This is a genomic window from Micrococcus sp. CS26 (assembly GCF_055522295.1).
In genome coordinates this window covers 1-24,522 of the sequence record NZ_JBVFVY010000013.1, presented here as the reverse complement: position 1 = coordinate 24,522, position 24,522 = coordinate 1, and the positions used below count along the sequence as shown (strand labels likewise).

At 74.4% G+C, this 24,522-nt stretch carries 21 protein-coding genes; 11 read left to right on the top strand and 10 right to left on the bottom strand.

Annotated features, from left to right (window positions below; genetic code table 11):
* Positions 1-156: 156 nt before the first annotated feature.
* Positions 157-1,209, top strand: a complete 1,053-nt coding sequence (locus tag ACZ1IK_RS07295) for a dioxygenase family protein (protein WP_465098428.1) — start codon at positions 157-159, stop codon at positions 1,207-1,209.
* 55 nt (positions 1,210-1,264) lie between these two features.
* Here the strand turns inward: ACZ1IK_RS07295 and ACZ1IK_RS07290 are convergent, their stop codons facing one another.
* Both ACZ1IK_RS07290 and ACZ1IK_RS07285 read right to left on the bottom strand, forming a co-directional pair.
* Positions 1,265-1,789, bottom strand: coding sequence for a pyridoxamine 5'-phosphate oxidase family protein (locus tag ACZ1IK_RS07290; RefSeq protein WP_020621599.1), 525 nt, complete (start codon positions 1,787-1,789; stop codon positions 1,265-1,267).
* Positions 1,790-1,856: 67 nt separating this feature from the next.
* A complete protein-coding gene (locus ACZ1IK_RS07285; RefSeq protein WP_020621600.1) occupies positions 1,857-2,762 on the bottom strand; it encodes an inositol monophosphatase family protein in 906 nt (301 codons plus the stop codon).
* Between the two features lie 83 nt (positions 2,763-2,845).
* On the opposite strand from ACZ1IK_RS07285, the gene ACZ1IK_RS07280 reads away from it, so the two are divergent.
* The 3 genes from ACZ1IK_RS07280 to ACZ1IK_RS07270 are packed head-to-tail and all read left to right on the top strand — an operon-like array spanning position 2,846 to position 4,983.
* A complete protein-coding gene (locus ACZ1IK_RS07280) occupies positions 2,846-3,292 on the top strand; it encodes a DUF6508 domain-containing protein (RefSeq protein ID WP_020621601.1) in 447 nt (148 codons plus the stop codon).
* A gap of 27 nt (positions 3,293-3,319) precedes the next feature.
* Positions 3,320-4,540 (top strand): App1 family protein, encoded by a 1,221-nt coding sequence (locus tag ACZ1IK_RS07275; RefSeq protein ID WP_465098427.1) that lies wholly within the window; start codon positions 3,320-3,322, stop codon positions 4,538-4,540.
* Positions 4,537-4,983, top strand: coding sequence for an acyl-CoA thioesterase (locus ACZ1IK_RS07270; RefSeq protein WP_002853740.1), 447 nt, complete (start codon positions 4,537-4,539; stop codon positions 4,981-4,983). Before ACZ1IK_RS07275 ends, ACZ1IK_RS07270 begins: the two co-directional genes overlap by 4 nt.
* 140 nt (positions 4,984-5,123) lie before the next feature.
* Here ACZ1IK_RS07270 and ACZ1IK_RS07265 read toward each other — a convergent pair whose 3' ends face one another.
* The 4 genes from ACZ1IK_RS07265 to ACZ1IK_RS07250 all read right to left on the bottom strand — a co-directional run bounded on the left by ACZ1IK_RS07265 (position 5,124) and on the right by ACZ1IK_RS07250 (position 10,224).
* Positions 5,124-6,182 (bottom strand): hypothetical protein, encoded by a 1,059-nt coding sequence (locus ACZ1IK_RS07265; protein WP_061866955.1) that lies wholly within the window; start codon positions 6,180-6,182, stop codon positions 5,124-5,126.
* Positions 6,183-6,375: 193 nt separating this feature from the next.
* Positions 6,376-7,716 (bottom strand): NADP-specific glutamate dehydrogenase, encoded by a 1,341-nt coding sequence (gene gdhA / locus ACZ1IK_RS07260; protein WP_061866954.1) that lies wholly within the window; start codon positions 7,714-7,716, stop codon positions 6,376-6,378.
* Between the two features lie 157 nt (positions 7,717-7,873).
* Complete coding sequence (locus tag ACZ1IK_RS07255; protein WP_020621605.1) at positions 7,874-8,932, bottom strand: aldo/keto reductase; 1,059 nt, start codon at positions 8,930-8,932, stop codon at positions 7,874-7,876.
* Positions 8,933-9,006: 74 nt separating this feature from the next.
* Positions 9,007-10,224, bottom strand: a complete 1,218-nt coding sequence (locus ACZ1IK_RS07250; RefSeq protein ID WP_061866968.1) for a glycosyltransferase family 4 protein — start codon at positions 10,222-10,224, stop codon at positions 9,007-9,009.
* A gap of 160 nt (positions 10,225-10,384) precedes the next feature.
* Here ACZ1IK_RS07250 and ACZ1IK_RS07245 point away from each other — a divergent pair, with 160 nt between their 5' ends.
* Positions 10,385-11,749, top strand: a complete 1,365-nt coding sequence (locus ACZ1IK_RS07245) for a cell division protein PerM (protein WP_231862054.1) — start codon at positions 10,385-10,387, stop codon at positions 11,747-11,749.
* Between the two features lie 10 nt (positions 11,750-11,759).
* Here ACZ1IK_RS07245 and ACZ1IK_RS07240 read toward each other — a convergent pair whose 3' ends face one another.
* Positions 11,760-12,197, bottom strand: coding sequence for a hypothetical protein (locus ACZ1IK_RS07240; protein ID WP_036382019.1), 438 nt, complete (start codon positions 12,195-12,197; stop codon positions 11,760-11,762).
* 22 nt (positions 12,198-12,219) lie between these two features.
* Here ACZ1IK_RS07240 and purN point away from each other — a divergent pair, with 22 nt between their 5' ends.
* Positions 12,220-12,783 carry a phosphoribosylglycinamide formyltransferase gene (gene purN, locus ACZ1IK_RS07235; RefSeq protein ID WP_069941533.1) on the top strand — a complete coding sequence of 188 codons (564 nt, stop codon included), beginning with the start codon at positions 12,220-12,222 and terminating at the stop codon, positions 12,781-12,783.
* Here purN and ACZ1IK_RS07230 read toward each other — a convergent pair.
* On the bottom strand, positions 12,770-14,191 hold the full coding sequence (locus ACZ1IK_RS07230; protein WP_101967364.1) for an MFS transporter: 1,422 nt from the start codon (positions 14,189-14,191) through the stop codon (positions 12,770-12,772). The two genes, purN and ACZ1IK_RS07230, sit on opposite strands and share 14 nt — an antisense overlap.
* A 119-nt stretch (positions 14,192-14,310) precedes the next feature.
* Here ACZ1IK_RS07230 and purH point away from each other — a divergent pair, with 119 nt between their 5' ends.
* From purH to ACZ1IK_RS07215, 3 genes are all read left to right on the top strand, one after another.
* Positions 14,311-16,002 carry a bifunctional phosphoribosylaminoimidazolecarboxamide formyltransferase/IMP cyclohydrolase gene (gene purH / locus ACZ1IK_RS07225; RefSeq protein WP_101967363.1) on the top strand — a complete coding sequence of 564 codons (1,692 nt, stop codon included), beginning with the start codon at positions 14,311-14,313 and terminating at the stop codon, positions 16,000-16,002.
* Positions 16,003-16,070: 68 nt separating this feature from the next.
* Complete coding sequence (mgtE, locus tag ACZ1IK_RS07220) at positions 16,071-17,423, top strand: magnesium transporter (RefSeq protein WP_101967362.1); 1,353 nt, start codon at positions 16,071-16,073, stop codon at positions 17,421-17,423.
* A gap of 237 nt (positions 17,424-17,660) precedes the next feature.
* The gene (locus tag ACZ1IK_RS07215) at positions 17,661-19,883 is read left to right on the top strand and encodes an NADP-dependent isocitrate dehydrogenase (protein ID WP_465098426.1); all 2,223 of its coding nucleotides are present in this window, start codon (positions 17,661-17,663) and stop codon (positions 19,881-19,883) included.
* 199 nt (positions 19,884-20,082) lie between these two features.
* Here the strand turns inward: ACZ1IK_RS07215 and ACZ1IK_RS07210 are convergent, their stop codons facing one another.
* Positions 20,083-20,676 (bottom strand): methylated-DNA--[protein]-cysteine S-methyltransferase, encoded by a 594-nt coding sequence (locus ACZ1IK_RS07210; protein ID WP_134416276.1) that lies wholly within the window; start codon positions 20,674-20,676, stop codon positions 20,083-20,085.
* A gap of 72 nt (positions 20,677-20,748) precedes the next feature.
* Here ACZ1IK_RS07210 and ACZ1IK_RS07205 point away from each other — a divergent pair, with 72 nt between their 5' ends.
* Positions 20,749-22,347 carry a TIGR01777 family oxidoreductase gene (locus ACZ1IK_RS07205; RefSeq protein ID WP_063188956.1) on the top strand — a complete coding sequence of 533 codons (1,599 nt, stop codon included), beginning with the start codon at positions 20,749-20,751 and terminating at the stop codon, positions 22,345-22,347.
* 45 nt (positions 22,348-22,392) lie between these two features.
* On the opposite strand, the gene ACZ1IK_RS07200 is transcribed toward ACZ1IK_RS07205, so the two are convergent.
* Positions 22,393-24,240, bottom strand: coding sequence for a glutaminase (locus ACZ1IK_RS07200; protein WP_448940876.1), 1,848 nt, complete (start codon positions 24,238-24,240; stop codon positions 22,393-22,395).
* A gap of 65 nt (positions 24,241-24,305) precedes the next feature.
* On the opposite strand from ACZ1IK_RS07200, the gene ACZ1IK_RS07195 reads away from it, so the two are divergent.
* The coding region (locus ACZ1IK_RS07195; RefSeq protein WP_465098425.1) for a hypothetical protein at positions 24,306-24,522 on the top strand (217 nt) is incomplete at its 3' end.

The following is a 24,522-nucleotide window of genomic DNA, read 5'->3' as shown; positions in this document are numbered from 1 at the left end:
TCGACCGAGGCGCCGGCGGTCCCGCCCGTGTCGGAAACCGCCCAGGAGATGTCCTGGAACCATCCCGCCGATCTCACGAAAACGTCCGGCATCCGTTGCCATGCTGGCATCTCGACGCGACCCGCCACCTGGCGGGCGCCCCACGAGAGGAGCTCCATGGCCCCCTGGCTCCCGACCCGCTCCCGTCGTCCCTTCCCCCAGGTCACCGAGGCAGGCGAGGTCCCCGCCGTCACGCCCACCTTCGAGGGCCGGGCCTCCCACCCCCCGGCCGAGGACGTCGAGGACCAGGGCGCCGCCTTCGACGTCGGCACGCTCGTCTCCCGCCGCAACGCGCTGGGCATCTTCGGCGCGGGGGCGGGGGCCCTCGTCCTCGCCGCGTGCGGAGTCCAGGAGGGCGCCTCGTCCTCCTCCAGCTCGACGTCGGCGAGCGCCGGCTCCTCGTCACCCGCGGCCTCCTCCTCGTCGGCGGCGAGCGCCTCGCCGTCCGCCACCCTGACCGAGATGGTCACCGAGACCGCAGGCCCGTACCCGGGCGACGGCTCCAACGGCCCGGACGTGCTCGACGCGTCCGGCATCGAACGCTCCGACCTGACCACGAGCATCGACACGGGCACCGTCGCCGAGGGCGTCCCGCTGACGGTGACGATGAACGTGATCGACATGGCCAACGGCGACGCCGCGATGACCGGCGCCGCCGTGTACCTCTGGCACGCCGACGCGCAGGGCCGCTACTCGATGTACTCGGACGGCATCACGGAGGAGACCTACCTGCGCGGCGTCCAGGTGGTGGGCGACGACGGCACGGTCACCTTCACCACGGTGTGGCCCGGCTGCTACGACGGCCGGTGGCCCCATCTGCACTTCGAGGTGTTCCCCGACAAGGCGTCCATCACGGACGCGACGAACAACGTCCTCACCTCCCAGATCGCCATGCCCGAGGAGCAGTCCTCGCAGGTCTATGCCACCTCAGCCTACGACGGGTCGACGGCGAACTTCGCCAAGGTCAGCCTCGAGACGGACAACGTCTTCTCGGACGGCTACGAGACGCAGCTGCCGCAGATCACGGGCTCCGCGGAGAAGGGCTTCGCCATCACCATCGACGTCCCGATCGACACCACCACCGAGCAGGAGCAGGGCGGGATGGGCGGGCCCGGCGGTGGCCAGCCCCCGGCGGGCGGCGAGGGCGGCCAGCCCCCGGCGCAGCCCTGAGCCCGGCGGACGTGGGCTGAGCCGTCCGGCTCAGCCCACGCGTCCTGCCGGCGGCTCAGTCGGTCTGGGACTCGTTGCGCTCGGGGTGCGGGCCGAACACGAAGTGGCGGCCGGACACGCGCTGGACGTCCACGCGGACGTAGAAGTCCTTCAGCGTCGGCACCCACGGTTCGATGCCGAGGGACTCGGCCTCCGCGATCTCCGCCTCCGTGTCCAGGCGGCGCGCGGTGCCGTGCACGAGCACGGACCAGGCCTGGTCGGCCAGGATCCCGTCGGCCTGCACCACGACGCGCGGGTTCACCGTGAGCTCGGCGAGCTTCGAGCCGGGCGCGGTGCGGAAGTAGATGGCGCCGTCGTGGGCCCGCACGTTCACCGGCACGATGTCCGGCCGCCCGTCCACGGCCAGCCCGAGGCGCGCGTGGCCCACGCGGCCCAGCAGTCGCCAGACCTGGTCCTCGTCCAGCACCAGGACGGCCTCGCCGTCCGGGTGCTCGAACATCAGGTGGTCCCCGGGCTCCGCGACCGGATCGGGGCGCTGCATCGACGGGGCGTCGTCGGTGTCGTGGTGCTGCTGGGTCATCGGGGCCTCCTGGCATGCCGGGACGGGCGCCGTCGGGCGCGGCGCTGAGATCGGGCTCACATCCACTCTATACATGGTCGGTCGCCCGCGAGGCGACGATGTCACCCAGCACCGCCGCCGTCGTCGGCGCCTCGCGGCCCGGGGCGACGGCGAGCGCGAACGGGCACGTGTGGGCGCGCGGGCCGTCGTCGACGAGCCGGCCCGACGACGGCGCGGCCGGGTCCGGCGTGAGCCACCTGCCCCCGGCGCGGCGCAGGATCAGCTGCCCCGCCGCGACGTCCCAGGGCTTGGTGTCCACGTACAGCGCGGCGTCGGCCCAGCCCGCCGCCGTGTGGGCGAGCTCGAGGGCGCCGGAGACGGTGCGGCGCACGGTCGCGTGGGCGGTCACGAGCCGCCCGAAGCGGCGCAGCGCGTCCTCGCCCTCGCGCGCGAGCGCCTCGCCCGCCGGATAGGAGGTCACGAGGTTCTGGGCGCGCTCGCCGCCGGCCGGCGCCGGCCGGCCGACCTCGGCCAGCGGGCGCTCCGGCCCGTCGCCGCGGGTGAGGTAGGCGCCGTCCGCGTCGGCGGAGAACGCCAGCCGGCCCACGGGGTCCAGCACGACGCCGGCCACCACCTCGCCGTCGACCTCGGCGGCCAGGGACACCGAGAACATCGCGAAGCCGTGTGTGAAGTTGGAGGTGCCGTCGATGGGGTCGACGATCCAGGTCAGCCGGGCGGCCTCACCGGTGCCGGCCTGCGCCCCGAGCTCCTCGCCGAGCACGCCGGAGCCGGGGACCGCCGTCGTGAGCGCGGCGACGAGCCGGGCCTCGGTGTGTCGGTCGTGCACGGTGACGAGGTCGTGGTGCGTGGTCTTGGCCTCGGGCCCGATGGCGGTGGGGGAGCGGAAGGCGGCGGCGAGGTCGCCGACGACCGCGCGGGCGGCGTCGAGGGCGATCGCGCGCAGCTCGGCGGGGCGGGGCAGGGCGGGGCTCATGCCCCGAGCCTAGGCGGGGGCCCGGACACGTCGGACCGCACGCGAGACAATGGGGCCGACCCCCCCCGAGCAGAGGAGCCGCCATGACCGAGCACCCCCTCCCGACCCCCGACGACGACGCCACCCTCACCGGCCCGCAGACCCCCACGCCCCAGCGCGTGGCCGCCGTGCGTGCGCTGCGCGAGCTGCTCGCCGCCGGCTACGGCACCGAGGCCCGGCCGATCGCCTCCTACGGCGCCCCCGCGCCCGGCACCCTCGGCGGCGTCTACCCGGACTACGACGACCGCGTGTTCCCCGGCCTCGTGGCCGCGCAGGAGCTGGCGGGCATCGACGTCGACTACCTGCGGAACGTGGACCGGGTGAGCGAGGCCGGCATCGCCGAGGCGTCCCTGGCCGACCTCGGCACGCTGTTCACCTACCTGGTGCGCGGCGAGCGGTTCGCGGACGGGCACGTGGCCGCCGCGATCGAGAACGGCAAGGTCGGCCGCATGCTGGACCGCCTGACCGCGCTGGTCCCCGAGATCCGCTGAGAGCGCGCGGTGCGGAATACTGGGCGCATGCCCGCAGCCTCCGACGCCCCCACGCCCGCGCCCCGGCGCGGCCGCCTGGCCCCTTCCGGTGACCCCACTCCCGTGGAGAACGTCGCCACGCACCTGCAGGAGGGGTGGAACCGTTGGCACCGCGCCCGCGCGCTGCGTGTCGGCAACGTGCCGACGGTCATGGCGTTCACGGGCTACGGCAGCACCAGCTGGGTGCGGATCCTCTCCCGTGTGGTGATCGCCTCCGACGAGGAGTTCATGAACGGCCGTCGGCTGTCGAAGGTGGTGGCGGACGGCGTGCGCGGCTGGCGCAACTTCGTGGCCCCGCCCATGGCCTACGCCGAGGTGGAGGTGCAGGTGGGGGACCTGCGCACCACGGTGCGCACGGACCGGATGGGCGTCGTCGACGTCGTGCTGGACGTCGAGCTGGAGCCCGGCTGGCAGACCGCCACCCTCCACGTCGGCGACCAGGGGGAGCACGCCGTCATGGACCTGTACATCTGTGAGCCGGGCGCGCGGATCGGCCTGGTCTCGGACATCGACGACACCGTGGTGGTCACCTCGCTGCCCCGCCCCCTGCTGGCGGCCTGGAACTCGTTCGTGATCGACGAGCACGCCCGCACGCCCACCCCGGGGATCGCCGTGCTGCTGCGCCGGATCGCCGAGCTCGAGCCGAAGGCCCCCGTGCTGTACCTGTCCACGGGGGCGTGGAACGTGGCGCAGACCCTCACCCGCTTCCTGGGCCGCAACCTCTACCCGCTCGGCGCTCTGCTGCTGACCAGCTGGGGGCCCACGAGGGACCGCTGGTTCCGCTCCGGTCAGGAGCACAAGAGGGTCCAGCTCGAGCGCCTCGCCGAGCAGTTCCCGGACATCCAGTGGATCCTGGTGGGCGACGACGGCCAGCACGACCCCGAGATCTACGCCGAGTTCGCGCAGCGCCACCCCGACCGGGTCAAGGCGATCGTCATCCGGCAGCTGACCCCCTCGCAGGCGCTGCTCGCGGGCGGCCGGGCGGAGGACACCCGCCATTCCACCCCGGGCATCCCGTGGTGCTACGGCCCGGACGGGGCCACGCTGTCCAATCAGCTCGAGGACCTGGGCATCCTGCCCGTCGAGTTCGTGGACGTGCAGCCCGAGGCCTGGCGCGAGGACATCCTCGGCGACGACGAGGCGCCGGCGACCCTCGACGCCCCGGGGCAGCGCGACGGCCGGCCCGCGGACGAGGAGGCCGCCCGATGACCGCCTCGCGCTCCGTCGAGGTCCGCATCCCGCTGCGCTGGGCGGACATGGACGCCTACGGCCACGTGAACAACATCGCCGTGGTGCAGCTGCTGGAGGAGGCCCGCGTGGCGGCCTTCGGCGTGCCCGCGAACACCGGCGCCGGTGGCGGGCAGGCCCCGCCGATCGACCTGCTCGAGGGGGTGGCCCCCGGTGTGCGGACGTTCATCTCCGAGCACACCGTGAAGTACCGGGCCCAGATGCCCTACCGCCCCGTGCCGCTGCGCGTGGTGGTGAGCGTGGACGCCGTGAAGGCCGCCTCGGTGCACGTGGGCTACGCCCTGCACGACGGCGTCGACGACACCCTCTGCGCCACCGCGACGTCCGTCATGGTGTTCGTCGACGGGCAGACGGGCCGCCCCGTGCGCATCAGCCCCGAGCAGCGGGCGGCGCTGGCCGGCTGAGGTGGGCCGAGGTGGGCTGCTGACTGCCCGGCAGCCGCCCAGCGACATCACCGCCGTGCAGCACGGCTGCGATGTCGCAGAGCGGAGGTCGACCGCTCGGGCTCGCCGAGTCGGGACCGGGCCCGTGGGACGGCCGTGGATCAGACCGAGCGGGGGACGCCCGCGGCGGTGAGGATCCGCGCCAGCCGGTCCGGCCGCAGGAGGTCTCCCCACGTCCAATGCGCACCCGCCCGGGTGACCAGCTGCAGGGCCACCTCCCGTTCCTTCTCCCGGCGGATGCTGGCGCGGCGGGCCGTGTCGTCACCGTCGAAGAACGACAGGTCGTACTTGCCCAGCCCGTCGAACTCCCCGTACACCCGCACCTGCTCCCACCAGAAGTCCGTGCGGGCCACCTCGCGTCCGTTCGCATCCCGGTGGCGATGCTGCAGCGCCGTGGGCGGGACGAAGCCGAGCTCGTGGATGATGGCCCGGCTGTAGGACTCGCCGGCGGATTCCGCCCGCGCGTCCGCGAAGTGCCAGGCCCGCTCGAATCGGCGGAGGGCGGCCGCCGATCCGAGTCGGCTCTCCGCCTGCCTCGCCCAGCGTGCGGCCTCCTCGGGCCGGGCTCGGACGAGCGCGTCCAGCGGGGCCACGGCGTCGCGGAACGGGGTGGCCGCTCCGAGGACCAGCAGCACCGTGGGCAGCGGATCCGCCAGGACGGTTCCCAGGCTCTGCCCGTCCGACAGGACGGCCTCGACCGGCTGAGGCGCGGCGGGGGCCGCCTCCGGCAGCCCCCACCGGGGTCGGCGGCGCGGCGGGACGGGAAGCCGGCGGTCGTGGGCCACCAGGGAGGGGGCGAGGGGACGGCGGGTCAGCGGACCGCAGCCGTGATGCCCGGGCGAGGGGGCGCGCAGCTCGAGCGCGGGCGGCTCGACGGCCGGCCCCAGACCGTGCAACCGGGCCGCGGTCAGGCCCGTGAACACCGTCGCGGGGCGGGCGATCGAGAGGGCGACGGCGGACACGACCGCCCTGTCGCACGGACGCAGCGCGGCCCAGTCGCTGACGCTGATGTAGACGCGCGGGCAGAGCCGCACGAGGACCCCGCGGGTCCAGGCGCGTTCGAGACGGCGCCGCGCCGCCCCGTCGTGAGGGTCCGCCGCGCTGAGCAGGGGCCCGCGTCCCGGGAGCAGCGTACGCGAGTGGTCGGAGAGCGGGGTCATGCGGCCCAGTGTCGTGGGCCCGTCCGGGGCGCGAGGGGTCGGCCGCGCCGGCGGTGGAGGGCACCCGACGTCGGGGAGCCTGTGCAGGAGTCGGGTGCCCTCGAGCGACCGCCGCCCTGCGACATCACCGCGCGTCAGAACGGCGGTGATGTCGCAGGGCGGCGGAGGGTCACGGAAGGGGCAGGGCGGGGACTCAGACCACGCCCTGGGCGATCATCGCGTCGGCGACCTTGATGAACCCGGCGATGTTCGCCCCCGCCACGTAGTTGCCGGGCGTGCCGTACTCCTCGGCGGTCTCCACACAGCGGTCGTGGATGTCGCGCATGATCTGCTCGAGCCGGTCGTGGGTGTAGTCGAAGTTCCACGAGTCCCGCGAGGCGTTCTGCTGCATCTCCAGCGCCGACGTCGCCACGCCGCCCGCGTTGGCGGCCTTGCCCGGGCCGAACAGCGTCCCGGAGTCGACGAACAGGTGGGAGGCCGCCTCGGTGCAGGGCATGTTCGCGCCCTCGGCCACGGCCTTCACCCCGTTCTTCAGCAGGGTCCGCGCGGCGGACTCGTCGAGCTCGTTCTGGGTGGCACACGGCAGGGCCACGGTGCCCTCGACGTCCCACACGCTGCCGCCGGTCACGTAGCGGGACCGCCCGCCGCGGCGCTCGGCGTACTCGGAGATGCGGGCACGCTCGACCTCCTTGATCTGCTTGAGCAGGTCCAGGTCGAGGCCGTCCGGGTCCACGATGTAGCCCGAGGAGTCGGACGCGGTGAGCACGGTGGCCCCGAGCGCGGCGGCCTTCTCCGCGGCGTAGATGGCCACGTTGCCGGAGCCGGAGATCAGCACCTGCTGACCGTCCATGGATTCGCCGCGCGTGCGCAGCATGGAGTCGACGAACATCACGGCGCCGTAGCCGGTGGCCTCAGTGCGGACCAGCGAGCCGCCCCACGTCAGGCCCTTGCCGGTGAGGGCGCCGGCCTCGAAGCGGTTGGTCAGTCGCTTGTACTGGCCGAACATGTAGCCGATCTCGCGGGCGCCCACGCCGATGTCACCGGCCGGCACGTCCGTGTGCTCACCGATGTGGCGATGCAGCTCCGTCATGAAGGACTGGCAGAACCGCATGATCTCGCGGTCGGACTTGCCGGCGGGGTCGAAGTCCGAGCCGCCCTTGCCGCCGCCGATCGGCATGCCGGTGAGCGAGTTCTTGAAGATCTGCTCGAAGCCCAGGAACTTGACGATCCCGAGGTACACGGAGGGGTGGAAGCGCAGCCCGCCCTTGTACGGGCCGAGCGCCGAGTTGAACTCCACGCGGAACCCGCGGTTGACCTGCACGACGCCGGCGTCGTCGATCCACGGGACGCGGAAGATGATCTGGCGCTCCGGCTCGCAGAGGCGGTGCATGACCCCGGCCTCGACGTACTGGGGGTGGCGCTGCACCACCGGCCCCAGCGCCTCGAACACCTCGGACACCGCCTGGTGGAACTCGGCCTCGCCGGGGTTGCGCGCGAACACTTCGTCGCGCAGGGTCTCCAGAGACTCATTCATGGTGTCCTCCTCGGACGTCGGGGTAGAGACGCCCCGCGGTGCCCCCGCCGTGGCGCGCCGCGGTCGGAGGAGGCCGCGGTGCCTGACGCCCATCCTGACAGGGAGTGCGCTCTGTTGCCGAAATGAGACGCGGGCCACCCCGGGCCCCGCGTTCGGCTCAGCGCGGCGGCGCCGCCTCGGTGTCGATGCTGGCCTGCTGGCTCTCGCTGTAGCGCGGGCCCGCCACGGTCGCGTCGTTGACGAGGTCGTCCAGCCGGGCGACGTCGGCCGGGGTCAGCCGCACCTCGTGCGCGCCCCGGTCCTCGAGCCAGTGCTCCCACGAGGTGGTGCCCGGGATCGCCAGGACGTCCTTGCCCTGGGCCAGGACCCAGGCGACGGCGAGCCCCGCCGTGCTCGTCCCGAGCCGGACGGCCTCGGCCGAGAGCGCCTCGCGCAGCGTCAGGTTGGCCTCGTAGTGGCCCTCGGCGAAGCGGGGCAGCCGGTGCCGCAGATCTCCCGCGTCCAGCCCGCCCAGCCGCGGCGGCGCGTCCGTGAGCAGGCCGCGGCTGACGGGGGAGAAGGCCACGAAGGCGGTCCCATGGCGGCGGCACGCCTCGAGCACGCCCCACTCGGGGTTGCGGGTGGCGAGGGAGTACTCGGACTGCACGGCCGCGATCGGGTGGACGGCCACGGCCCGGGTCAGGGTGACGGCCGAGACCTCGGACAGGCCGATCGCCCCGATCTTGCCCTCCGTGACGGCCTCTGCGAGCGCCCCCACGGACTCCTCGACGGGGACCTCCGGGTCCAGCCGGTGCAGGTAGTACAGGTCGATCCGGTCCTGGCCGAGCCGGCTCAGGGAGGCGTCCACGTGCGCGCGCAGCGTCTCCGGGCGGCCGTCGATCCGCCGCTGCCCGTCCCGCACGAGCCCGCCCTTGGAGGCGAGCAGCACGCGCTCGCGGACGTCCGACCCCGCCCGGGCGAGCGCGCGCCCCACGAGCTCCTCGCTGCGGCCGCCGCCGTAGAGGGTGGCGGTGTCCAGGTGGTCGGTGCCGTCCTCCAGCACGCGGGTGAGCAGGTCGACGGCGGCGTCGTCGTCGAGGAATCCGGAGTAGCCGTGCACGATGTTCATGCACCCGAGGCCGACGGGGTGCACGTCCTTGCCGGCGAGGCGGCGGGGCGCGGCGGGATCGGGCAGGGGGCCGGGCTCGGCGGGTCGGGGGTGCGGGGTGGCGTCCATGCCCGCCACCCTAGCCACGGCTCCGGACGCGAGACCCGGACCGCCGGGCGCCCGCCCGGCGTCCGGCCCGGGGTTCAGCCGAACACGCGCGCGGCCAGCAGCGACGGCGCCGTCAGCAGCCGGCGGGCCAGCTCCACGCGGCGGCGCTCCTGCACCGCGATCGCCTTCTCGTAGTAGCCCACGAGCTGCTCGCACAGCACCGGCCAGGTCCGGCCCTGCACCGACGCCCACGCCGCGTCGGCGAACGCGGCCCGCTTGACGTCGTCGTACACGAGGTCCGCGACGTGGCGGCGCAGCTCGTCCAGCTCGCCGGGCGGGTAGAGCCAGCCGGTGCGGGAGGCGTCCACGATGTCGAGGGGGCCGCCGCGGCCGACGGCGACGACGGGCACGCCCGAGGCCATCGCCTCCTGCAGCGTCTGGCCGAAGGTGTCGGACTCGCCGGGGTGCACGAACAGGTCCAGGCTGGCCACGTGGCGCGCGAGGTCCTCGCCCCCCTGGAAGCCGGCGAAGTGCGCGCCGGGCAGCTCCCGCTCGAGCTGTTCGCGCAGCGGCCCGGAGCCGATGACCACGAGGCGGGTGCCCGGCAGGTCCGAGAGCACCCGCAGGTCCCCGACCTGCTTCTCGTGCGCCAGCCGCCCCACGAAGCCCACGAGCTTCTCGCCGTTCGGGGCGAGCTCGGCGCGCAGCGCCTCGTCCCGCTTGGCGGGATGGAATCGGCGGGAGTCGACGCCGCGGCCCCACAGGTGCACGCGTCGCACCCCCTGGCGGTGCAGCTGCCGGACGGTGAACGACGACGGCGCGAGCGTCAGCGTGGCCATGTTGTGCAGGCGCGCCACGTGGCTCCACAGGACGTCCTCCAGCCACGGGGCGCCGTACCGGGCCGCGTAGCCGGGGACCTCGGTCTGGTAGACGGCCACGGAGGGGATGCCGAGCTCCTCGGCCGCCTGCACCGCGCGCCAGCCCAGCACGAAGGGGGAGGCGATGTGCACCACGTCCGGGGCGAAGTCGGCGAGCATGCCGCGCAGCCGGCCCACCGTGCCGGCGGCCACCCGCACGGAGGTGTACCCGGTCAGGGGCACGGAGGGCAGGGTGCGCACGGGGAAGCCCTCGACCTCGCGGGGGGCCTCACCGGCGCCCGCGCGTTGGGTCCACCCGGCGGACCACGAGGCGGCCGGGGCGACCACCATCGCCTCGTCGCCCCGTTCCCGCAGGTGCCGCAGCACCTGGAGGATGGAGTTGGTGACCCCGTTCATGTGGGGCAGGAACGATTCGGCGACCACGACGACACGCACGTGGCCGACGCTAAGGACCCCGGACCACGGCCGGGACACCCGCCGACGACGGCCCGGTGACCCCGCGGTGAACTCTCGGGGCGCGTGACGGTCGTCGCACCGGCCCGCGCGGCCCGCCCCCGTCCAGGCGCCGCCCGGAGTCGGGTGGCACCATGGACGGGTGAGTTCCCGCCCCGCTGCGCCCCGTCTGCTGCGCCCCGTCCCCCTGCCGCTGTGGCTGCAGGGGGTGGTCGAGGCGCTCGTCACGGCGATGATCAGCCTGCTGGCGGTCATGGTCCCCACCCTCGCGGTGTGGGCCACGGGCGGGTTCGAGCGGCCGACCATCGAGGGTGCCGTCCAGGTGGGCGGCGTCCTGTGGCTGGCCCTGCACGCGGTGCCCGTCACCGTGGCCACGGCCATGCCCACCGCGCCGGATCACCTCATCACCGGCACGGCGTGGCTCGTGCCGTGGGGCCTGACCCTGGTCCCGCTCGCGCTGTCGTGGCGGGCCGGCCGGCGCCTGGCCCGCGCGTCCTACCGGGACCAGGCGTGGCAGGCCTTCGTGGGCGCGGTGGGGGCCTACGCCCTGGTGGGGCTGGCCGTGGCGTTCCTGCCCGGCACGGACGAGCTGACGGTCCACCCCGCCCCGGCGGCGCTGCTGCCCGCCCTGCTCTTCGGCGTCGCCGCCCTCGCGGGGGCCCGGCGCGAGGCGGGCACCTGGGCCCACCTGATCGGCCTGGACCTCACGGAGCGGATCTCGCGGCGCTCGCAGTACGAACGCTGGGCCGGTTCGTACGCCTGGTCCGTGGTGCGCGCCGCGGTCCTCGCCGTGCTCGCCCTGACGGGCCTGAACGCGCTGCTCGTGGCGGGGCGGCTGGCCGTCGAGTGGACCGCCGTCGTCACCGTGGCCGAGGCGATCGGGGGCGGTCCGCTGGGCGGCCTGCTCCTGGCGCTGCTGCAGATCGGCTGGCTGCCCACGTTCACCGCGTGGTCGATCGCGTGGACGGCGGGCCCGGGGTTCTCCGTGGGCGCGGACAGCCTCTACTCCGTGTTCGGCGCGACGCCGGCCACCGCGCCCGCCCTCCCGGCGCTGGGTGCGCTGCCCGGGACGTGGTCGCCGTGGCAGCTGCTCCTGCTGGCCGTGCCGATCGGCGCCGGCGCCGTGGCCGGCGTGTGGCTGCTGCGGGAGGGGGAGAACCACCTCGACGACTGGCTGCACACCCGCCACGGCAGCCGCGCGGTGTCCTTGACACTGTCCACGCTGGCCCTGGCCGTGCTCACCGGACTGCTCACGGGGCTGCTGCTGCTCGTGCCGCTGGCCCTCACCTCCGGGACGCTCGGGCTCGGCACGCTGACGGACATCGGCTCCCACGTCTGGGCGGTGTGCGCCGCCGTCGCCGGGTGGGTCGCGCTGGGCTGCGCGGCCGGCTACCTCACCGCCCTGGCCGTGGCCGGGCACCGGGACGGGACGACGACGGTGCCGCGGTCCGGCGACCGCGCCTCGGGCCCGCGCGACCGGCCGTCCCCGCGCCGGGCGCGGGACTGACGCCCGCGGCTCAGGGCCGCAGCTGGGGCACCCCCGTGCGCTCCTCCACCTGACGGGTGAACTCGTCCGCGCACGCCTGCTGTGCCCGCACGGTGAGCGCGGAGGCGCTGCACTGCTCGAGCTGGACCGTCGCGTCCCACGCGAGCAGCGGCAGCGCCGCCGTCGTCATGCCCATCAGCGCCATCGCCATGCCGGCGGACGCCACCGCGCGGGGCAGCCCCGAGCGCTCGGCGCCGCGGCTCGTGACCCACACGCGCACGCCGAGCACGAGGGCGACCAGCCCCAGCGCGAGGGCGATCAGCTTCCACGGCAGCACGAGGGAGAAGGAGAGCACCATCCCCAGCAGCGCCACGGACTGCCACAGCAGGGCACGACCGGTGCGGACGCGGCCGGGGTCCGGGGCGCCCTGCGGCGGGCGGGGCGGGGAGGAGGGAACGGGGGCGGACACCCCCTCACCCTACGATGGGCGCATGCGCATCGTTGCCCTCGTCTCCGGTTCCGGCACCAACCTGCAGGCCGTCCTCGACGCCGTCGCCTCCGGCGCCCTGGACGTGGAGATCGCCGCGGTGGGCGCCGACGTCGCCGACGCCGGCGGCCTGGAGCGCGCCCGCGCCCACGGGATCGAGACGTTCGTGGTGTCACCGAAGGACCACGCGGACCGGCGCGCGTGGGACGAGGCGCTCGCGGACGCCGTCGCCGCCTACGCGCCGGACTGGGTGGTGTGCTCCGGGTTCATGCGGATCCTGGGCGCCCCGCTGCTCGAGCGGTTCGAGGGCCGCATCCTCAACACCCACCCGGCCCTGCTGCCGTCCTTCCCGGGGGCCCACGGCGTCCGGGACGCGCTGGCGCACGGGGTGAAGGTCACCGGCTGCACCGTGCACGTGGTGGACGCGGGCGTGGACACCGGCCCGATCCTCGCGCAGGCCGCGGTGCCCGTGCTGGACACGGACACCGAGGCCGAGCTGCACGAGCGCATCAAGGTCCAGGAGCGGGCCCTGCTGCTGCGCGTGCTCGGCGAGCTCAGTCGGCGCTGACCTCGAGGGCGCGGCCGCGGGTCTCCGGGGCCAGCGCCAGCATCGCCGCGCAGGCCAGGACCACGAGCCCGCCGGTGACGGCGAACGCCCCCGGCAGCCCGAGGGCGGGGACCAGCGTGCCCACGAAGAGCAGCGGGCCCAGGCCCGCGCCCACCCGCGAGGCCGCCGACGCCCAGCCGAAGCCGGAGGCGCGCAGCGTCGTCGGGTACAGCTCGGAGACGTACGTGTAGAGCACCGGGATCGCGACCTGCACCACGAAGCCGAACGTCAGCACGAGCGGCAGCACCGCAGCGGGCACGTCCAGCACGCTCGCCAGCCAGACGGTCAGGGCGCTCGCGACGACGGCGCTGACGGCCAGCAGCCAGCGGCGGCCGGTGACCTCGATCAGCGCGGTGGCCACGACCACGCCGAGCAGGCCGGCCGCGGCCATGCCGGAGGTCATGATGAAGGCGCGGCCCTCCGCGTAGCCGGCGTCGATGAGGAACGTCGGCAGCCACTGCAGCGCGATGTAGTAGACGAGCATGATGGCCACGAACAGGGCCCAGGCGACCGCGGTGATGCGCGGGGAGAACCGCCAGACCGCGGCGAGCTGCGCGCCGACGCCGCCGGAGCGGGCCGGCTCGGCCGGGGGCATCGTGTAGGGCCGGCGAGGCGCGCCGGTGGCCGCCACCATGCGGTCGATGACGGCGCGGGCCTGTGTCTCGCGGCCCCGGCTCATCAGGAACAGCGGGGACTCGGGGATGCCCAGGCGCACGACGAACACGAGCAGGGCCGGCAGGACCATGGCCATCAGGGGCAGGCGCCAGTCGCCCCACGTGCCCACGAGCCAGGCGGAGACGAGGCCGCACAGCGCGGCACCGACGGGCCACCAGCCGTCCATCGCGGCCAGGACGCGACCGCGCAGCCGGCGCGGGGTGAACTCGCCCACGAGCGCGTAGTCCACGGGGATCGTTCCGCCCAGGCCCATGCCGGCCACGAACCGGAACAGCGCGAACCACAGCAGGGAGTCCGTCAGCGCGCCCGCGATCGTGAACACGGAGAAGATCGCCAGCGTCCACGCGAACGCCGCCTTGCGGCCGATGCGGTCCGCGATGGTGCCCCACAGGAACGCGCCCACGGCCATGCCGATGAGGTTGGCGGTGCCGATCCACGCGGCGTCGGCCTTGTCCAGGGCCCACTCCTCGCGCAGCAGCGGGATCATCACGCCGTTGAGCGTGACGTCCCACGCGTCGAACATGAAGCCCAGGCCGCCGATCAGGAAGATGCGGCCCTGGACGGACCAGCGCCACGGCAGCTCCTGGACGACCGCCTCACCGGTGGGCAGGGTGGCGTCGGGGGCGACGACGTCGGACGTGGGCCCGGGGTGCGCGCCGTCGGCGCTGGGGTGGGGTGGGGTGGCGGAGGACATGGTCGGCTCCCGTTCGTCGGGTGGAGTGGGGGCGGTCCGTCACGCGGACGCCTGGGCCATTATGCGGCCCGGCCTATGCTGGGGGACGCACCCGGACCCCCTCGAAGGAGCGCCCCCTCGTGACCTCTGCCCAGTCAATCCCCACCGTCCTGGACACGGTGCCCCTGAAGCGGGCCCTGATCTCCGTGTACGACAAGACCGGACTCGAGGAGCTCGCCACCGGGCTCCACGCCGCGGGCGTGCAGATCGTCTCGACCGGCTCCACCGCCCAGCGCATCGCCGCCGCCGGCGTGCCCGTCACCGAGGTCGCCGAGGTCACCGGGTTCCAGGAGTGCCTGGACGGCCGCGTGAAGACGCTGCACCCGCGCGTGCACGCGGGCATCCTGGCCGACCGTCGTCGTGAGGACCACGTGACCCAGCTGCGCGAGCTCGAGGTGGAGCCGTTCGACCTCGTCGTCGTGAACCTCTACCCGTTCGTGGACACCGTGAACTCGGGCGCCGCGGAGGACGCCGTCGTCGAGCAGATCGACATCGGCGGGCCGTCCATGGTGCGCGCGGCCGCGAAGAACCACGCGTCCGTGGCGATCGTCGTGGACCCGGCCCGCTACGGAGAGGTCGTCCAGGCCGCGCAGTCCGGCGGCTTCGACCTGCACGCCCGCCGGCGCCTGGCCGCCCTGGCCTTCGCCCACACCGCGGCGTACGACAACGCCGTGGCCGCCTGGACCGCCGCCCACTTCGGCGAGGACACGCACGCCGACGAGATCCCCGTGTTCCCGCCCTACGCCGGCTTCTCCCTCGAGCGCGCGCAGATCCTGCGCTACGGCGAGAACCCGCACCAGCCCGCGGCGCTGTACCTGGACTCCTCGGCGGCCCCCGGCATCGCGCAGGCCGAGCTGCTGCACGGCAAGCCGATGAGCTACAACAACTACGTGGACGCCGATGCCGCGGTGCGCGCCGCCTTCGACCACCCGGTCCCGGCCGTGGCGATCGTCAAGCACGCCAACCCGTGCGGCGTGGCCGTCACGGACGAGGGCACGGACATCGCGCAGGCGCACGCCAAGGCCCACGCGTGCGACCCGGTCTCCGCGTTCGGAGGCGTGATCGCGGCCAACCGCCCCGTCACCGCCGCCATGGCCGCCCAGGTGAAGGACGTGTTCACGGAGGTCGTCGTGGCCCCGGCGTTCGAGTCCGAGGCCCTGGAGATCCTCTCCGCCAAGAAGAACCTGCGCCTGCTGAGCCTGCCCGAGGGCTTCCTGCGGGACGCCGTGGAGGCCAAGCAGGTCTCCGGCGGCATGCTGCTGCAGATTGCGGACGCGGTGGACGCGGACGGCGACGACCCGGCCACCTGGACCCTCGCCGCCGGTCCCGCCGCCGACGACGCCGTCCTGGCCGACCTGGCGTTCGCGTGGCGTGCCGTGCGCGCGGCCAAGTCCAACGCCGTGCTGCTGGCCCACGACGGCGCCACGGTGGGCGTGGGCATGGGCCAGGTCAACCGCCTCGACTCCTGCCGCCTGGCCGTCGAGCGCGCCAACACCCTGGGCGCCGCGCAGACCGGCGGGCAGGACGTGAGCAGCGCCGGCGGCGCGGAGAACGTCTCCGGGGAGGGCGCCCCCGAGCGGGCCCGCGGCTCCGTGGCCGCCTCGGACGCGTTCTTCCCGTTCGCGGACGGGCTGCAGATCCTCATCGACGCCGGCGTGAAGGCCGTCGTCCAGCCGGGCGGCTCCGTCCGGGACGAGGAGGTCGTGGCCGCGGCCGAGGCCGCCGGCGTGACCCTGTACCTGACCGGGGCGCGCCACTTCTTCCACGGCTGAGCGCGGCGCGCCGCTGCCGGACGGGGGCCCGGACCGGGCCCCCGCGACCCCCAGGAGGTGACGAGGCGATGACCCGCCGCGAGGTTGAGAGCGTCGAGGACCGCATCCGCGAGCACCTGCGCAGGGACGACCTCGACAGCGCGGTCGAGCTGCTGCGCGCGCTGTCTCCGGGCGACGCGCTCGAACTGCTCGACCGCTCCGAGCCGCGCATGGTCCCCGTGCTGTTCCGGCTCCTGGACAAGTCGACGGCGGTCCACGTCTTCGCGGCGATGGAGACGGGCCAGCAGTCCGACCTGGTGCGCCAGCTCCAGGACGGTCAGGTCCAGGACCTCTTCGCCGAGCTGCGGGTCTCGGGCCAGGCCCGGCTGCTCGACGAGATGCCGGCCACCGTGGCCCGGAAGATGCTCGCCGGGCTCGACGCCGAGGCGCGCGGCGAGGTCGGTCGGCTCCTGGGCTACCCGGCGGACTCGGTGGGCCGCCGGCTGCGCATGGCGCCGGTGCGTCTGCGCGAGGACTGGACCGTGGCCGTGGCCCTGGAGAACCTCCGGGACCACGGCGGCCGGGAGCAGGCCGCCATCGTCTCCGTGCCGGTGGTGAGCCCGCAGGCGCGCCTGACCGGCGTCGTGGACGTCTCCGTCCTGGTCACGCAGCCGCTCGACGCGCGGGTCTCGGAGATCATGCGGGAACCGGTGTCCGCGGTCGCCACCGAGGACGCCGAGGAGGTGGCCCGGCTCTGTGCGGACCGCCGCCTGTGGACGGTCCCCGTGACGGACTCGGAGGGGCGCCTGATCGGCGTGTTCACCGTGGCCGACGCCCTCGAGGTCCTCGACGAGGAGTCGACGGAGGACGCGGCGCGCGCCGGTGGTGTGGAGCCCCTCGGCCGGCCCTATTTGGCGACCTCCGTGCTGGCGCTGATGCGCTCGCGCATCACGTGGCTGCTCGTGCTCGCGGTCGGCGCCACCCTCACCGTGCAGGTGCTCGGCGTCTTCGAGGACACGCTCGAGGAGATGGTCGTCCTCTCCCTGTTCATCCCGCTGATCATCGGCACCGGCGGCAACACGGGCAACCAGGCGGCCACCACGGTCACCCGGGCGCTCGCCCTCGACGACGTCCGGCCCCGCGACGCGCCGCGCGTGATGTTCCGCGAGCTGCGTGTCGGCATGGCCCTGGGCGGGTGCATCGGCCTGCTGGGCCTCGTGATCGCCGGGCTCGTGTTCTCGTGGCCCGTCGGTCTCGTGATCGGGGCGACGCTGTTCACCGTGTGCTCCTTCGCCGCCACCGTCGGCGGTCTCATGCCGTTGGCGGCCCGCACGATCGGCGCCGACCCCGCCGTGTTCTCGAACCCGTTCATCTCGACGCTCGTGGACGCCCTCGGCCTGGTCGTCTACTTCTTCATCGCCCAGGCCGTGCTCGGCATCTGAGCCGGCCACGACCCACGACGCCGTCGTCGGAGGGCGCCCCCTCCGACCCGACGTCCCCCCTGGTACCCGGGCGATCCCTCCCGGCCCGGCGAGGGCACCGGCGACGGCCGGGGGCGCTGACGCCGAGCCACACACGGTGTGGCGCGTCCGAGACGCCGGGTAGATTGGCGGCGAGTCACCCGTTCCCTGCCGACGAGGGCCGCGTCTCGAGTGCGGCCAGAAGGAGAGATCATCCGCATGTCGAAGATCATCTACACGCTCACGGACGAGGCGCCCATGCTGGCCACCGCGTCGCTGCTGCCGATCGTGCGCGCCTACGCGGGCACCGCCGGCGTGGAGCTGGAGACCCGTGACATCTCGCTGGCCGGCCGCATCCTCGCCGCGTTCAAGGACGTCCTGCCCGAGGAGCAGCGCACCGCGGACGCCCTCGCCGAGCTCGGCGAGCTCGTGAAGTCCCCCGAGGCGAACGTCATCAAGCTGCCGAACATCTCCGCCTCCGTGCCGCAGCTGCGCGCCGCGATCAAGGAGCTGCAGGCGGACGGCTACGCGCTGCCGGAGTACCCGGACGAGCCGGAGACCGACGAGGAGAAGGACGCGAAGGCGCGCTACGACTCGGTCAAGGGCTCCGCCGTGAACCCGGTGCTGCGCGAGGGCAACTCGGACCGCCGCGCCCCGAAGGCCGTGAAGGCGTACGCCAAGCGCTTCCCCCACTCGATGGGCGAGTGGACCCCGGACTCCAAGACCGCCGTCGCCACCATGGGCGCGGACGACTTCCGCGCCAATGAGCAGTCCGTGACCCTGCCGGCCGCCGACGTGCTGACGATCGAGTTCACCGACGAGGACGGCAAGACCACCGTGCTCAAGGAGGGCCTGAAGGTCCTCAAGGGCGAGGTCGTGGACGGCACGTTCATGTCCGCCAAGGCCCTGGACGCGTTCCTCGCCGAGCAGGTCAAGCGCGCCAAGGAGGAGGGCATCCTCTTCTCCGCGCACCTGAAGGCCACCATGATGAAGGTCTCCGACCCGGTGATCTTCGGCCACGTCGTGAAGGCCTACTTCTCCGAGCTGTTCGAGAAGTACGGCGAGCAGCTGGCCGCCGCCGGCCTGTCCGCGAACAACGGCCTCGCCGCGATCGAGGGCGGCCTGGACAAGCTCGACGCCGAGACCGCCGAGGGTGTGCGCGCCGCCATCGCCGCCGCCTACGAGAACGGCCCGGACGTGGCCATGGTGAACTCCGCCAAGGGCATCACCAACCTCCACGTGCCCTCCGACGTGATCGTGGACGCCTCCATGCCCGCCATGATCCGCACCTCCGGCCGCATGTGGAACAAGGACGACCAGACCCAGGACACCCTGGCCGTCATCCCGGACTCCTCCTACGCCGGCGTCTACCAGGCCGTGATCGACGACTGCAAGGCCAACGGCGCCTACGACCCCACCACCATGGGCACCGTCCCGAACGTGGGCCTCATGGCGCAGAAGGCCGAGGAGTACGGCTCGCACGACAAGACGTTCATCATGGACGCCGCGGGCACCGTGGCCGTGAAGAACTCCGCCGGGGAGACCCTGCTCTCCCACGAGGTCGAGGCCGGCGACATCTGGCGCGCCTGCCAGACCAAGGACGTCCCGGTGCGCGACTGGGTGAAGCTGGCCGTGACCCGCGCCCGCGCGTCCCAGACCCCGGCCGTGTTCTGGCTGGACGAGACCCGCGCCCACGACCGTGAGCTCATCAAGAAGGTCGAGGAGTACCTCAAGGAGCACGACACCGAGGACCTGGACATCCGCATCCTCTCCCCGGTCGAGGCCGCCAAGCTCTCGGTGGAGCGCATCCGCCGCGGCGAGGACACCATCTCCGTGACCGGCAACGTGCTGCGTGACTACAACACGGACCTGTTCCCGATCCTCGAGCTGGGCACCTCCGCGAAGATGCTCTCGGTCGTCCCGCTGCTCAACGGCGGCGGCCTGTTCGAGACCGGTGCGGGCGGCTCCGCCCCGAAGCACGTGCAGCAGCTGGTGGAGGAGAACCACCTGCGCTGGGACTCCCTCGGTGAGTTCCTCGCGCTGGCCGTGTCCTTCGAGCACGAGGCGGTCGCGAACGAGAACCACCGCGCGCAGGTCCTGGCGGACACCCTGGACGCCGCCACGGGCACCCTGCTGATCGAGGGCAAGTCCCCGCAGCGCAAGGTCGGCGAGCTGGACAACCGCGGCAGCCACTTCTACCTGGCGCTGTACTGGGCCCGCGAGCTGGCGAAGCAGACCGAGGACGCCGAGCTGGCGGCCGCGGCGAAGCCGGTCGCCGAGGAGCTGGAGGCCCAGGAGGAGACCATCCTGGCCGAGCTCAACGGCGTGCAGGGCTCCCCGGTGGACCTGGGCGGCTACTACGCGCCGGAGCTGGAGAAGGTCACCTCGGTGATGCGCCCGTCCGCGACGCTCAACGCGATCGTGGACAAGCTCTCCGTCTGAGCATTCGAGCGCCGGGGGCCGGGTCGCGTGCGTGGAGCGCGCGGCCCGGCCCCTTGTCGTTCCCCGGCGCCCGACGCCGACCCCCGGCCACCCGGCCACCCGAGACGGCTCCCCGCCCGCAACGCGGGTTGAGTTGTCACGGGTGTGCGTGCCCCGGACCCGTGACAACTCAACCGACGTTGCCCGGGGGGAGGGGTGGTCAGCCCGCGTGTGCCGCCTCGTGGGCCAGCAGGGCCTGCTTCGCGGCGGTGCCGTAGAGGTAGTGGCCGGCGGCGCCGTCGGCGCGCACCACGCGGTGGCAGGGCACGACGACGGCCACCAGGTTGGCGGCGCACGCCCCGCCGGCCGCGCGCACGGCCCGCGGGGCCCCGCACCGCTCGGCCAGGCCGCCGTAGGTGGCGGGGGAGCCGGGGGCGATGCCGCGCAGCTCCCGCCACGCCCGCTGCCGGAACGCGGTGCCCGGCTGGGTGACGTCGAGGGCGTCGAGCGCGGCCACGTCCCCCGCGGCGTAGGCGGCCAGGGCGTCGGCGACGGGCTGGGACACGCCCGGGCGCGGCTCCACGGGGCGCGGGTTCATCTCGCGGTCGGCGGTCTCCGGGTCCAGGGCCACGAGCCGGTCCATGAGCGTCTCGAGGAGGCGCCCGATCGCGGCGGCGGGGGGCTCCGAGTCCTCCGGCACGGCCACGCCGGAGGCGCGCACCGTCTGGTCCTCGGGGGAGAAGACGGCCACGAGGGTGAGCTCGGTGGCGGGCAGGGCGGCGGCGGTCCAGCGCAGCTCGGGAAGCAGGTCCATCCCCTCATTGTCCTGCACGGCCCGGCCCGGACAGGTGTTCGCGCGTCCCCTCCCTGTGTCAGGCTGGCGTCCATGACTGAGATCCGCGTCTTCGAGCACCGCACCCTCCTGCGCCACCCGCGTGAGGTCGTCTTCCGCTGGCTGGAGAACCCCGGCGCGCTGGAGCGGCTCACCCCGCCCTTCGCCGGCGAGGTGGTCCAGGGACCCACGGACGGCCTCCGCGTGGGCTCCGAGTCACGGCTGCGCATCCAGGCCCCCGGGGCGGCCGGCCTGTTCGCCGGCGCGGCCCACGGGATGCTCACGGGCCTGCTGCCGGACGCCGTCGCCTCCCGCCTGCCCGGTGGGGCCGCGCCCGCGGTGCCGTGGCGCGCCCGCCACACGGCCTACGAGGAGGGCCGCATGTTCCGGGACGAGATGGTCTCCGGACCTCTGGCCTCCTGGCGGCACACTCACCTGCTCGATGACGCCGCGCCCGGTGAGGCGGACACGGCGGACGGCCGGCGCGGCACGGTCGTGACGGACCACATCGAGTACGCCCTGCCGGGGGAGTCCCTGGTGGCCCGCGTGCCCGCTCTGGGCACCGCGGCCTCGCGCCGCGCCCACGAGGCCTTCGAGGCGGAGCTGGGCCGCCAGTTCGCCTATCGCGCCCGCGTGATGGCCGACGACCTGGACTTCCACGCCGCCCACCCCGGTCCCCTCGTCGGCGGGCCGGCCCGCGCGGTCGCCGTGACGGGGGCCGGCGGACTGATCGGCCGGCAGCTCTGTGCCCTGCTCACCACCGGCGGCCACCGCGTCATCCGGCTCGTGCGGAGCCCGAAGAAGGCCGGCGCGCTGGACGCGGCGCTGTGGGACCCCGGCCGGGAGACCGTGGATGAGGACGCCCTGGCCGAGGCCGACGTCGTCGTGAACCTGGCGGGCGAGCCCATCGCGGGCCGGTTCTCGGACGCGCACAAGGAGGCCGTGCACGACTCGCGCGTGCGCGGCACGCGCACCCTCGTGGACGCGCTCGCCCGGATCGCCGCGCGGGAGGGGGACGAGGCGCGGGCGCGGGCACTCGTGAACGGCTCGGCGATCGGGTACTACGGGGCGGACGCGGGCACGGGCCCGTTCGGCAGCGGCCTCGTCGAGGATCTGGAGCCCGGGGACGACTTCCTCGCCGAGGTCGTCGCGGACTGGGAGGCGGAGGCCCGGCGCGCCGAGGCGGCCGGGATCCGGGTCGCGATGCTGCGGACCGGCGTGGTCCTGAGCCCGGCCGGGGGCATGCTGCAGCAGGTGCTGCCGCTGTTCCTCGCGGGCCTCGGCGGTCCGGTCGCGACCTCGGGTGGGGAGAGCCACGACGGCAGCCCGTGGCTGAGCTGGATCGGCGCGGATGACATCGCGGGGGCCTTCGCCCACGCGGTGCTCGACGACGGCGTCACCGGCCCGGTGAACGCAGTGGCGCCCGTGCCGGTCACGGCCCGGGAGTTCGCCACCGTGCTCGGGCGGGTGCTGCGCCGGCCCGCGGTCATCCCGGTGCCCGAGGCCGGGCCGCGCCTGCTGCTGGGCGAGGAGGGCCGGATGGAGACCGTCGCGGCCGACCAGAAGGTCCTGGCGGACCGGCTGGTCTCCTCCGGCTACGAGATGCGCGACCCCGAACTGGAGGGCGCGTTGCGCCACATCCTCGGGCGGTGACGGGGGTGGGGGCGCGTCCCACAGAGACGCTGCCCCGGCGGGTGGTCAGTCCTGCAGCGCGCCGGTCTCCCGGATGAGCTGGCCTAGCGCGGTGAACGCGTCGCGGGCCAGGGCCTCCCACAGGGCCAGGGCCAGCTGGGGGAAGCCCTCCTGGAGCGCGACCATCACCTGGGCGGTGAGGACTCGCGCCGTCACCGGCCCGCGCGCGCGGACGGTGGAGGGCTGGCGGCCGGGCTGGCCCAGGGCCATCTCGCCGAACGTCATCCCCGGGGTGAGCAGGGTGCGGCGCACGCGGCGGCTGCCCGTGCCCTGACCCGAGAGCTCCACGCTGCCGGAGACGATCACGTAGATGCCGCCGAACGGCTGGCCGGCGCGACGGATGATCTGGCCGTCCGAGTAGACCCGCTCGTCCATCATGGACTCGAGCAGACGCGCGTCGTCCGCGGAGAGGTGCTGCAGCAGGGGTGCCACGGCCGCCTCCTGGGCGTCCCGCGGCAGCAGGTGGGGGGCGTGCCGGGAGAGCAGCCGCTGCTCGGCCCACTGGGCGGCCCGCGAGCGGGAGTCGAAGAACACGAACTGCGCACCCTCGGCGGCGGGATCCACCCCCTCGGCCTCATCCTGCAGCGGCTCGGGCAGGTCGACCTCCACGGACTCCTCGACGGCCGCCATCAGCTCCTTCATCTCCGCGGCGTCCCGGTCCACGACGACGACGTCGAGCCCGTTGCCCAGCGCGCGGGCGAACCACTGGGCCACCAGCAGCCGGGCCGGACGGGAGATGGAGCTGACCGAGCGCATGTCCACCACGAGCGTCTCGAGGACCTCCGGTAGACCACGGCTGACGCGGGCGATCGCGTCCACCTGGCTGAAGCCGAGGTGACCGCCCAGCTCGATCACGTGCACGGTGTCCGCGAACCGCCCGAGCGCCTCGAGGACGACGGCGCTGCGCACCGTGCCCGAGGGCGCCTGATCGATCCGGTAGTGGGTGCGCAGGGCCGCGCGCGGGGAGCCGGTGACCACCGACGGGTGCAGCTCGAAGTCCTCGACGAGGGTCCGCAGGGCGGCCATCGCCGCGGCGCCGAGCCCGTTCTCGTCCGTCGTGTCCGACTGCAGCGCCAGACCGAGGTGGCCCGGCACCACCACGAGCACCGTGCCGCCGCGCGTCGACGCCCAGCCGGGCTGGCCGACGTCGTATGCCCACCGGGAGTCCCGGGTGTCCATGCCGCAGGAGTCCATCACGGAGAGCACACCGCGGACCGTCTCCTCGCTCAGCACACGGTCCCCGGTGACGGGGTGGACACCGCCGTGCGCGAGGGTGCCGGCGAGCAGGGCGAGGTCCTCCACGGTCACGGCGGCGGCACGCACCGTGGCGATGTCCTCGAGCAGCGTCTCGGGGTCGGCGTCCAGCGTGTCGAGGGACTTCATCAGCCACGCAGCGGACCGGGTGTGATGCTGGGCGCGGTTCTCCGCACGCGCGGCCGACTCCGTGACGGTGACCTCGCGGTCGAACAGTGCGGAGAGCAGCTGCATCATGCGCGCGGTGCGGTCGCGGCCACCGCGGCCCTTCACCAGGGAGGCCGTGGCCACCGCGCCCGCGTTCTGGAGCGGGTTGTGCGGCAGGCCCGTGACGGCGTCCACCTCGACCCGGTGGTCCAGGTCCCGCACGGGGGCGGCGCCCACGCGCTCGCCCACCCGCACCGCGCCGAGGTCCTCGAGGGCCTGCGCGTGGAACAGGGGAGAGGCGAGCGTGGCGAGCGGCACGGGCGTCATGGATCCGGAGACGTAGCGGTGCCCGTCCACCATGAGCATCGCGACGCCCAGCCCGTCCGGGACCTCCCCCTCACCCGCGTGGGCCGACGTGAGGCGATCGAGGTGCTCCTGGACGGGTGTGGTCATGGGTCACAGCCTAGTCAGTGGGACGGTCCCGGGACAGCGCGACGGAGGCGGGCACAATGGACCCGATGCCCACCCCCGCCGATCCCGTCGCCGTCCCCACCGCCCTCGCCGCCGCCCTCGACCGCCTCGGTGCCGGGCTGACGTTCACCGCCGCCCTGCCCGACCTCGAGGCGGCGCTGGACGCGCGCGGGGCGGCCGTCGTCGAGGCGCCCCCGGGCACGGGCAAGACCACCGTGGTCCCGCCCGCGCTCGCGGTCCGGCTCGCGGACCACGGCGGCGGGC

Coding starts and splice junctions, on each gene's coding strand:
- ACZ1IK_RS07270 (WP_002853740.1), top strand. CDS start 4,537: ATGACCGCCTCGCGCTCCGTCGAGGTCCGCATCCCGCTGCGCTGGGCG.
- ACZ1IK_RS07210 (WP_134416276.1), bottom strand. CDS start 20,676: ATGGACCTGCTTCCCGAGCTGCGCTGGACCGCCGCCGCCCTGCCCGCC.
- ACZ1IK_RS07285 (WP_020621600.1), bottom strand. CDS start 2,762: ATGAGCCCCGCCCTGCCCCGCCCCGCCGAGCTGCGCGCGATCGCCCTC.
- ACZ1IK_RS07295 (WP_465098428.1), top strand. CDS start 157: ATGGCCCCCTGGCTCCCGACCCGCTCCCGTCGTCCCTTCCCCCAGGTC.
- ACZ1IK_RS07265 (WP_061866955.1), bottom strand. CDS start 6,182: ATGACCCCGCTCTCCGACCACTCGCGTACGCTGCTCCCGGGACGCGGG.
- ACZ1IK_RS07275 (WP_465098427.1), top strand. CDS start 3,320: ATGCCCGCAGCCTCCGACGCCCCCACGCCCGCGCCCCGGCGCGGCCGC.
- ACZ1IK_RS07290 (WP_020621599.1), bottom strand. CDS start 1,789: ATGACCCAGCAGCACCACGACACCGACGACGCCCCGTCGATGCAGCGC.
- ACZ1IK_RS07205 (WP_063188956.1), top strand. CDS start 20,749: ATGACTGAGATCCGCGTCTTCGAGCACCGCACCCTCCTGCGCCACCCG.
- gdhA (WP_061866954.1), bottom strand. CDS start 7,716: ATGAATGAGTCTCTGGAGACCCTGCGCGACGAAGTGTTCGCGCGCAAC.
- mgtE (WP_101967362.1), top strand. CDS start 16,071: ATGACCCGCCGCGAGGTTGAGAGCGTCGAGGACCGCATCCGCGAGCAC.
- ACZ1IK_RS07200 (WP_448940876.1), bottom strand. CDS start 24,240: ATGACCACACCCGTCCAGGAGCACCTCGATCGCCTCACGTCGGCCCAC.
- ACZ1IK_RS07215 (WP_465098426.1), top strand. CDS start 17,661: ATGTCGAAGATCATCTACACGCTCACGGACGAGGCGCCCATGCTGGCC.
- ACZ1IK_RS07230 (WP_101967364.1), bottom strand. CDS start 14,191: ATGTCCTCCGCCACCCCACCCCACCCCAGCGCCGACGGCGCGCACCCC.
- ACZ1IK_RS07255 (WP_020621605.1), bottom strand. CDS start 8,932: ATGGACGCCACCCCGCACCCCCGACCCGCCGAGCCCGGCCCCCTGCCC.
- purN (WP_069941533.1), top strand. CDS start 12,220: ATGCGCATCGTTGCCCTCGTCTCCGGTTCCGGCACCAACCTGCAGGCC.
- ACZ1IK_RS07280 (WP_020621601.1), top strand. CDS start 2,846: ATGACCGAGCACCCCCTCCCGACCCCCGACGACGACGCCACCCTCACC.